This is a genomic window from Micromonospora sp. HK10 (assembly GCF_000982955.1).
Lineage (GTDB): Bacteria > Actinomycetota > Actinomycetes > Mycobacteriales > Micromonosporaceae > Micromonospora.
Genome location: NZ_KQ058686.1, coordinates 26,215 through 33,026, shown reverse-complemented (window position 1 = coordinate 33,026; position 6,812 = coordinate 26,215). Strand labels below are relative to the sequence as shown.

At 77.9% G+C, this 6,812-nt stretch carries 4 protein-coding genes; 1 reads left to right on the top strand and 3 read right to left on the bottom strand.

The window, feature by feature from the left end:
- Both lanM and LQ51_RS03950 read right to left on the bottom strand, forming a co-directional pair.
- Positions 1–2,428: type 2 lanthipeptide synthetase LanM (lanM, locus tag LQ51_RS03955; RefSeq protein ID WP_052744744.1), on the bottom strand; the 2,428-nt coding region annotated here is incomplete at its 3' end.
- Between the two features lie 87 nt (positions 2,429–2,515).
- The gene (locus tag LQ51_RS03950; RefSeq protein ID WP_046563261.1) at positions 2,516–2,698 is read right to left on the bottom strand and encodes a mersacidin/lichenicidin family type 2 lantibiotic; all 183 of its coding nucleotides are present in this window, start codon (positions 2,696–2,698) and stop codon (positions 2,516–2,518) included.
- 336 nt (positions 2,699–3,034) lie between these two features.
- Here LQ51_RS03950 and LQ51_RS03945 point away from each other — a divergent pair, with 336 nt between their 5' ends.
- Positions 3,035–5,647, top strand: coding sequence for a LuxR C-terminal-related transcriptional regulator (locus LQ51_RS03945; RefSeq protein WP_156312969.1), 2,613 nt, complete (start codon positions 3,035–3,037; stop codon positions 5,645–5,647).
- Positions 5,648–5,756: 109 nt separating this feature from the next.
- Here LQ51_RS03945 and LQ51_RS03940 read toward each other — a convergent pair whose 3' ends face one another.
- The gene (locus tag LQ51_RS03940; RefSeq protein WP_046563259.1) at positions 5,757–6,686 is read right to left on the bottom strand and encodes a diacylglycerol/lipid kinase family protein; all 930 of its coding nucleotides are present in this window, start codon (positions 6,684–6,686) and stop codon (positions 5,757–5,759) included.
- Between the last annotated feature and the right edge of the window lie 126 nt (positions 6,687–6,812).

The window sequence follows — 6,812 nt, the reverse complement described above, 5'->3', positions numbered from 1 at the left end:
CGCGGGCCACCGCGAGGACCGCGCCGGCGTGCCCGTCGACCAGGTCGGCGGTCTGCTCGACGCCGGCCAGGGCGATGACGCGGTCCAGCGCCGCGTCGACGACCGGTTCGAAGCGGCGGGTGCGCCAGAGCGCGCCGAGGTGGGCGAAGGTGTACACCAGGCCGCCCCAGCCGGTGAAGGCGCCGATCCGGTGGTCGGCCACCGCCCGGTTCAGGATCCGGCCGGCGAGCCCGGCGGCGGCGCGTTCGGCCAGGTCGGTGAACCGGTGCTCGCCGGTGTGCCGGCCGGCGTGGGCCAGGAAGAGCGCCACGCCGGCCACGCCGTCGTACAGGTGGGGACCGAGCGGCGCCGGGGCGAGCCGCTCCGGCCCGCCCGGGCCGGGCGTGAGGGCGAACCAGGTCGGTTCTGCGCCCGGACCGGCCAGGCCGGCGACCGTCTCGGCCACCTCGGCCGCGGCGGCCAGGTACGCGTCCGGCCCGGGCACCCGGGCGGGCGGCTGGTCGGCGAGCCGCCAGCGGACCCGCGCGTGCGGGGCGTCGGCGGGGTCGAGCTGGGCGGCGTAGGCGGCCTGGACCAGCCAGCGTTGCCGGGCCAGGTCGGCCTCGTCCAGCCGGGCCAGCCGGCGCCGCGCCTCGTCGAGGCCGGAACGGGCCAGCAGGCCGGGCAGCCGCCGCCCGGCGCTGGTCCACAGGTCCCGCGAGGCCACCGTGGTGGTGAAGATCGGCACGTCCCGGCGGGCCAGGTCGGCGCGTTCGGCGGCCACGGTGGCGGCGAGCAGCGGCAGTTCGGCGGTGCCCGACCAGAGCCAGTCCCGCAGCCGCTCGGCGTCCAGGCCGTCCTGCACCGCGTCGGTGTGCAGCGCGGCGTCGCGCAGTCGCAGGTAGGTCCGGGTGGGCCGGAGCACCACCCGGATCTCGTCGCCGGCGAACGCGGCCAGCGGGCCGTCCGGGGCGAGCAGCGCGCCGCGCAGCGTGGTGAGCAGGCGGTACATGCCGTCGAAGCCGGCGAGCACCTGCGGCAGGTCGGCGGCGACCTGGTCGGCCGCGCCGGCGGTCGGCGCGGCGTGGTCGTGGCGGTGCTCGGGCCCGCCCAACCGCATCTCGTCGGTGCCCTCGCCCTGCCAGGCGGAGCAGGTGCAGCTGTCGGCGGCGGGGGCGGCCGCGTCGTCGGCCCGGGGCAGCAGCCCGACCGCGAGGACCGAGTCGGCGATGGCGTCGCCGGCACGGGCGGCGGCCGCGCGGGTGACCGCCGGGGTGAACACCGTCTCCAGGTCGACCAGGACCGGGTGCTCGCCGTGGCCGAGCACGTTCTCCCGGTGGCAGTCGGTCGCGCCGAGGGCCTGGAGCAGGGCCAGCAGCGCCCCGAAGCGGCGGGCGAAGCGGCGGTGGCCGTCCGGTGCGTCCGGTGTGCTCTCGACCACGTACTCGGCCCAGCCGTGCGCGCCGCGCGGCAGCACGGTGAAGGTGTGCAGGTCGGCGCCGTGCCGGTTGAGCCAGTCCAGCAGGGACTGGAAGCGGGCCTCCACGGTGACCGGGCGGGGCTTGTAGACCAGCCGCAGGCCACTGTCGAAGGTGGCCACCAGCACCCGGCGGCCGGCCCGGTGCGGATCGCCGGTCTCCCGGATCCCGGTCAGCCGGCCGGGCCGGACGTCGCCGTGGAACGTCGCGCCGAGCAGGTCGGCGTCCCGGCACAGCCGGGTGAGGAACTCGACGGTGCGGTCGGCCCAGTCGCGGATCAGCTCGTCGGCCTGCCGGGCCAGCACCGGGTAGTCGGCCAGCAGGGTGAGTGCGGCGTCGGGCGTCGCGTGCCGGCGGAAGAAGGCGGCGAAACGGTCCCGGGTGGTCGCGCCGGCGGACGCGCCGCGGAGCCGGTCGATGTTGAGTTCGAGGACGACGGCCCGGCTGAGCAGCACGACCAGTTCGTCGAGGAGCCCGGTGAGGCCGAGCCGGTCGGCGTCGGGCGGGATCAGGTCGGGCGCGGTGGCGGCGAGTTCCCGGGCCTGCCCGGCGACCCGGGCCCGGGCCGCGGCGACCAGCGGGCCCACCAGGACCAGTGCCGCGTCCAGCGGCCGGCCGGGCAGCGCCTCGGGTTCGATCGGCGCGGCCGGCGCGGCACGGTAGCCGGCCAGCAGGTCGCTGACCCACGCCGGGGGCCGGCCGAGGCGGGCGGCGAGCCGGGCCGGGGACTCGTCCAGGAGCGCCAGCAGCACCTGCTCGTCCAGGCCGTCGGCGGCCAGCCGACGGTGCCAGTCGGCGTCGCCGGCGAACGCGCCGCCGGTACGCCAGCGGGACAGCCGCCACCGGGCACGGTCGCCGGGGTGCGGCTGCTCGGGCGGGGCGGTGGCGAGCCGTTCCGGCAGGGTCGCGGCGGCGGTGAGCCGCTCGGCCACGGTGGCGGTCGGGTCGGCGGTCGGGTGCGGGGAAGACATGCGGCGCTCCAGCTTGGTCGGGCGGGCCGGCGGGGGTCCGGGCCGTGGCCCGGACCCCCGACCGACCCGTCGGGTCGGTGCGGCGACTCAGCAGACGCAGTGGCAGCAGGCCGTGGTGTGGCCGGTGGTGGCGGCGGCGCCGCCGGCGACGGTCTCCAGCTGGTCGCCGTGCAGCTCGACGACACCGGCCGGGTGGGCCTCGGCGGTCTCCGGCGCAGCGGCCCGGGCGTACTCGTCCTTCCAGCTGGCGACGATGTCGGTGATGGACATGCGGTTCTCCCTTCAGGTCGACCGGCCGGACGGCCCGGCGGTCGCTTGCGGATCCAGCCTGCGGTCCGGCGGACGGCCGGCACATGAGTAGCCGCTACCTCACTGCGCGGCACTCCTGTCACGACGCTGACAACCGATCCGGTCGCCCACCGCGTCGAGTGGACGGACGTGTCGAGAAGCCGACGGCGACGCCGGGTGGGGTGTGTGAGGGTGGGGCGGCGGTCACTCAGGCCGCCGCGCGTACCGATCCGCCCGTCAGGGTCCCGAGGGCGGCGAGGCGCCGGGCGGCGGGCCCGGCCGGGGTGAAGGGGTTCAGTGTCTGCGCCAGGGTGTGTGGTGGAAGCGGGCTGGCCGTACGTCGGCCGGGGCCGGGAGCGGGACCGGGCGGTCGAGGCGCTCACCGCGGCGCCCGGAGCGGGGGTGCTGCTCACCGGTGACCCCGGGGTGGGCAAGAGCCGGCTGCTCGACGAGGTGCTCGACGAGGCGCTGCGGCGGCAGCGGGTGACGTTGCGGGTGACCGCCACGCCGGGCTGGCAGGCGGTGCCGTTCGGGGTGCTGGCCAACCGCGTCCCGCAGGCCTCGGACGCGAACGCGGCCGACGTGTTCCGGGACGTCGAACGGCGGTTGCGGGAGGTCGCGGCGGGGCGCGGCGTCGTGGTCGGCGTGGACGACCTGAACTGGCTGGACGACGCCTCGGCGGCGCTGCTGGAACGCCTGGTCGCGAGCGACGCGGTGCAGGTCGTGGCGAGCGTACGCACCGACTGGCTGGACGCCCCGCCGGTGGCCGCGGTGCGCCGGGCCCGCTCGGTCGACCGGATCCACGTGCCGCCGCTCGACGCCGAGGAGAGCACCGAGGTCATCCGGGCGGCGCTCGGTGGGCCGGTCGACGGCCTGACCCTGGACGCGCTGTGGCGGATCAGCCAGGGCAACCCGCTGTTCCTGCGCGAGGCGCTGCGCTGCGGGCTGCGCGACGGCGGGCTGGTGCGGCGCGACGGGATGTGGACCTGGCCGGCGGAGTCGCTCTGCCCCACCCACCTGGCCGACCTGATCCGGCAGACCCTCGGCACGCTCACGCCGGAGGAGGCCGAGGCGATGCGCTACGTCGCGCACGCCGAGCCGGTGCCGCTGGCCGTGCTCGACCGGGTGGTCGAGCCACGGATCGCCGAGCGGCTGGAGGAACGCGGGTTGATCCGGCTGCTGCGGCACGACGCGGCCGTCCTGGTCCAGTCCGGGCACCCGCTGTACGCCGAGGCGGTCCGCAACGACACCGGGGAGCTGCGGGCCCGGCGGCTGCGCCGCAACCTCGCCGCCGCGCTGGCGGAGCTGGGCGGCGGCAGCGCGGACGACCTGGCCCGGGTGGTGGCCTGGCGCTGCGAGGCGGACCTGCCGGTCAGCCCGGAGGACCTGCTCAGCGCCTCCGAGCACGCGCTGCGCCGGCACGACCCGGTGCTGGCCGAGCGGCTCGGTCGGCGGATCCGGTCCGCCCGCGGCGACTGGCAGGTCGCCCGGGCGTTGCTGGCGCAGGGGCGCGGCGACGAGGCGGGCGGCTGCCTGCGGCGGGCCGCCGCCGAGCTGACCGAGCCGCGGGACCGCGCCGAGGCGACCGCGCTGCGCGCGTTGCACGCCTTCTGGGGCGACCGCCGGCCGGACCGGGCCCGGGAGGTGCTCGCCACGGCGCGCCGCGAGCTGCCGGCCGAGGCGCGGCCGGGGCTGCTCGCCGCCGAGGTGGGCATCGCGGTCTTCGGCGGCGACCTGGACGGGGCCCGCGACTCGATGGCCCGGCTGGCGGTCGACCGGCCCCGCGATCCGCTGCTCGCCACCGCGGTCGCCGCGCTCGAGCCGTACCTGCTGCTCTTCGCCGGGCAGCCGGAGCGGGCGGCCCGGATGTTCGACACCGGTGCGGTGGACCTGCCGGAGACCTGGCCGACGATGCGGGCCGCCGCGCAGGCCTGTCACGTCCAGTCGCTGCTGATGTCCGGCCGGCTCGCCGAGGCCACCGGGCAGGCGCAGCGGTACTACCGGGACGCGGTGGGCCGCCGCGCGCCGGACGCGGTGGGGCTGCTGGCCTTCGCCCGGGGCAAGTGCGCCTACCACGGCGGGCAGTTGAGCGAGTCGGTGCGCTGGCTGCACGAGGCGCGCACGCTGGTCGGCGAGCGGGCGCTCTTCCCGATCCGGGACTACGTGCTGTCGGCGAACGCGTACGTGGCGGCGCAGCGCGGCGAAACGGCCGAGGGCCGCCGGTTGCTGGCGAGCCTGCGCGCCGAGCAGGCCGGCCGGGGCGACGCCGGTGGCCTGCTGACCACCGACGCCGAGCTGACCGAGGCCTGGCTGTCGGCGGTCGACGGACAGCTCGCCACGGCCGTCGGCCGGCTGCACGAGCTGCACCGGGCCGGCGCGCAGGCGGCGACCATCACGGTGGAGTGCCTGCACCTGCTGTCCCGGCTCGCCCCGTCGGCGGAGACCGCCGAGCGGCTGACGGAGGCGGTGGCCGGGTGCGACAGTCCACTGTTCGACCTGTGGGCCGCGCACGCCCGGGCGCTCGCCGCCGACGACCCGGCCGGGTTGGAGCGGGTCGGCACCGCGCTGGAGGCCAGCGGCTATCTCGCCCTGGCGCTGGAGACGGTGATCGCCGCCGAGGCGGCGTGCGGCCGCCGCGGCGAGCACCGCCGGGCGAACCTGCTGGCCCGGCGGGCGGAGCTGCTGCGGGACCGGTGTGGCGGCTACTGGCCCCCGCTGCTCCCCCACCGCGACGGGCGGGACGAGCTGACCCCACGCGAGCGGCAGATCTGCGAGCTGGCCGCGGCGGGTCGGGACAACGCCACGATCGCCGCGGAGCTGGTGCTGTCGGTGCGGACCGTGGAGAACCACCTCCAGCGGGCGTACGTCAAGCTCGGCCTACGCAGCCGGGCCGGACTCACCGGCGCGCTCGGGGCGCGCCGCGCCGGCTGACCGCCGCCGGCCGAGCCGACCGCCGCGCGCCTGCTGACGGCGGCGGCCCGGCTGACTGCGGCGGCCCGGCTGACTGCGGCGGCCCGGCTGACTGCGGGAGGCCGGCCGGTCAGCGGTCCGGGCTGTCGGGCGACGCCATCAGCCGCAGCGCGTTGGCGTCCAGGCCGACGCGGACCGGGGTCAGGCCGTAGGGTTCGCCGTCCACCTCGATCCGGGCCGGGCGGTCGGTCTCCACCCAGAGCTGGCGCACCGCGAGGAACGGCTGCTCCCGCAGGCTGCGGCGGTGGCCGGTAGCCGCGTTGCGCGCCGTCGCGCCCAGCAGGCCGCGCCGGCTGGCCCCGCCCACGGGGTACGCGACCAGCAGCCGGTCGTCGGCGTTGGCGTCGGCGGTGATCGGACGGCCGGCGTGGAAACCGCCGTTGGCGACGTACAGCTGATGGGTCACGAAGTCGTGCTCGCACGCCTCGGCGCGCACCCGCACCCGCAGCGGCCGGTGCCGGGCGAGCAGCCCGAGGGCGGTCACCGGGTAGGCCAGCCGGCCGGCGATCCGCTTCAGCCGGGGCGGCGCGCTGCGCATGATGTCGGCGGAGAAGCCGATGCCGACGTGGTTGGTGAAGCGCAGGTCGCCGACGAGCCCGAGGTCGACATCGATCACCTTGCCGCCACTGAGCACCCCGACGGCGGCGTCGAGGTCCAGCGGTACGCCGACGGTGCGGGCGAAGTTGTTGGTGGTGCCCAGCGGCAGCAGGCCGAGAGCGATGTCCCGGTGCGCGAGCACCCGCGCCGCGGTGCCGATGGTGCCGTCACCGCCGCCGGCGACCAGCAGATCCGGACCGAGGTCGGCGGCGCCGGCGAGCACCCCGTCGAGGTCGCCGGGCCGCTCGACCGGGTACGCGCCGAGCAGGGTGAAGCCGGCCTCGACGAGCCGGGCGCGCACGGTGCGGTAGAGCCGGCGGCCGCGGCGGGAGTGGGCGTTGACGACCAGCGCGGCGCGCCGATCGTGGCGGACGGCCTCGGTCAGCTCCTGCTTGGTCCGCATGGGCACCGAGCCTATCCGCCGGCTGCTCGCCGCCGGGCCGGTCGACGAGTTGCGCCTGCCGGTGCAGCCCCGCCCCGGCCGCGGACGGCGCCGGCGGGAGGACCGGGGCCGGCGGGAGGGTCGGCG

Bases quoted from the DNA above. Each gene is read 5' to 3' on its own strand.
- LQ51_RS03950 (WP_046563261.1), bottom strand. From the start codon at position 2,698: ATGTCCATCACCGACATCGTCGCCAGCTGGAAGGACGAGTACGCCCGG.
- LQ51_RS03940 (WP_046563259.1), bottom strand. From the start codon at position 6,686: ATGCGGACCAAGCAGGAGCTGACCGAGGCCGTCCGCCACGATCGGCGC.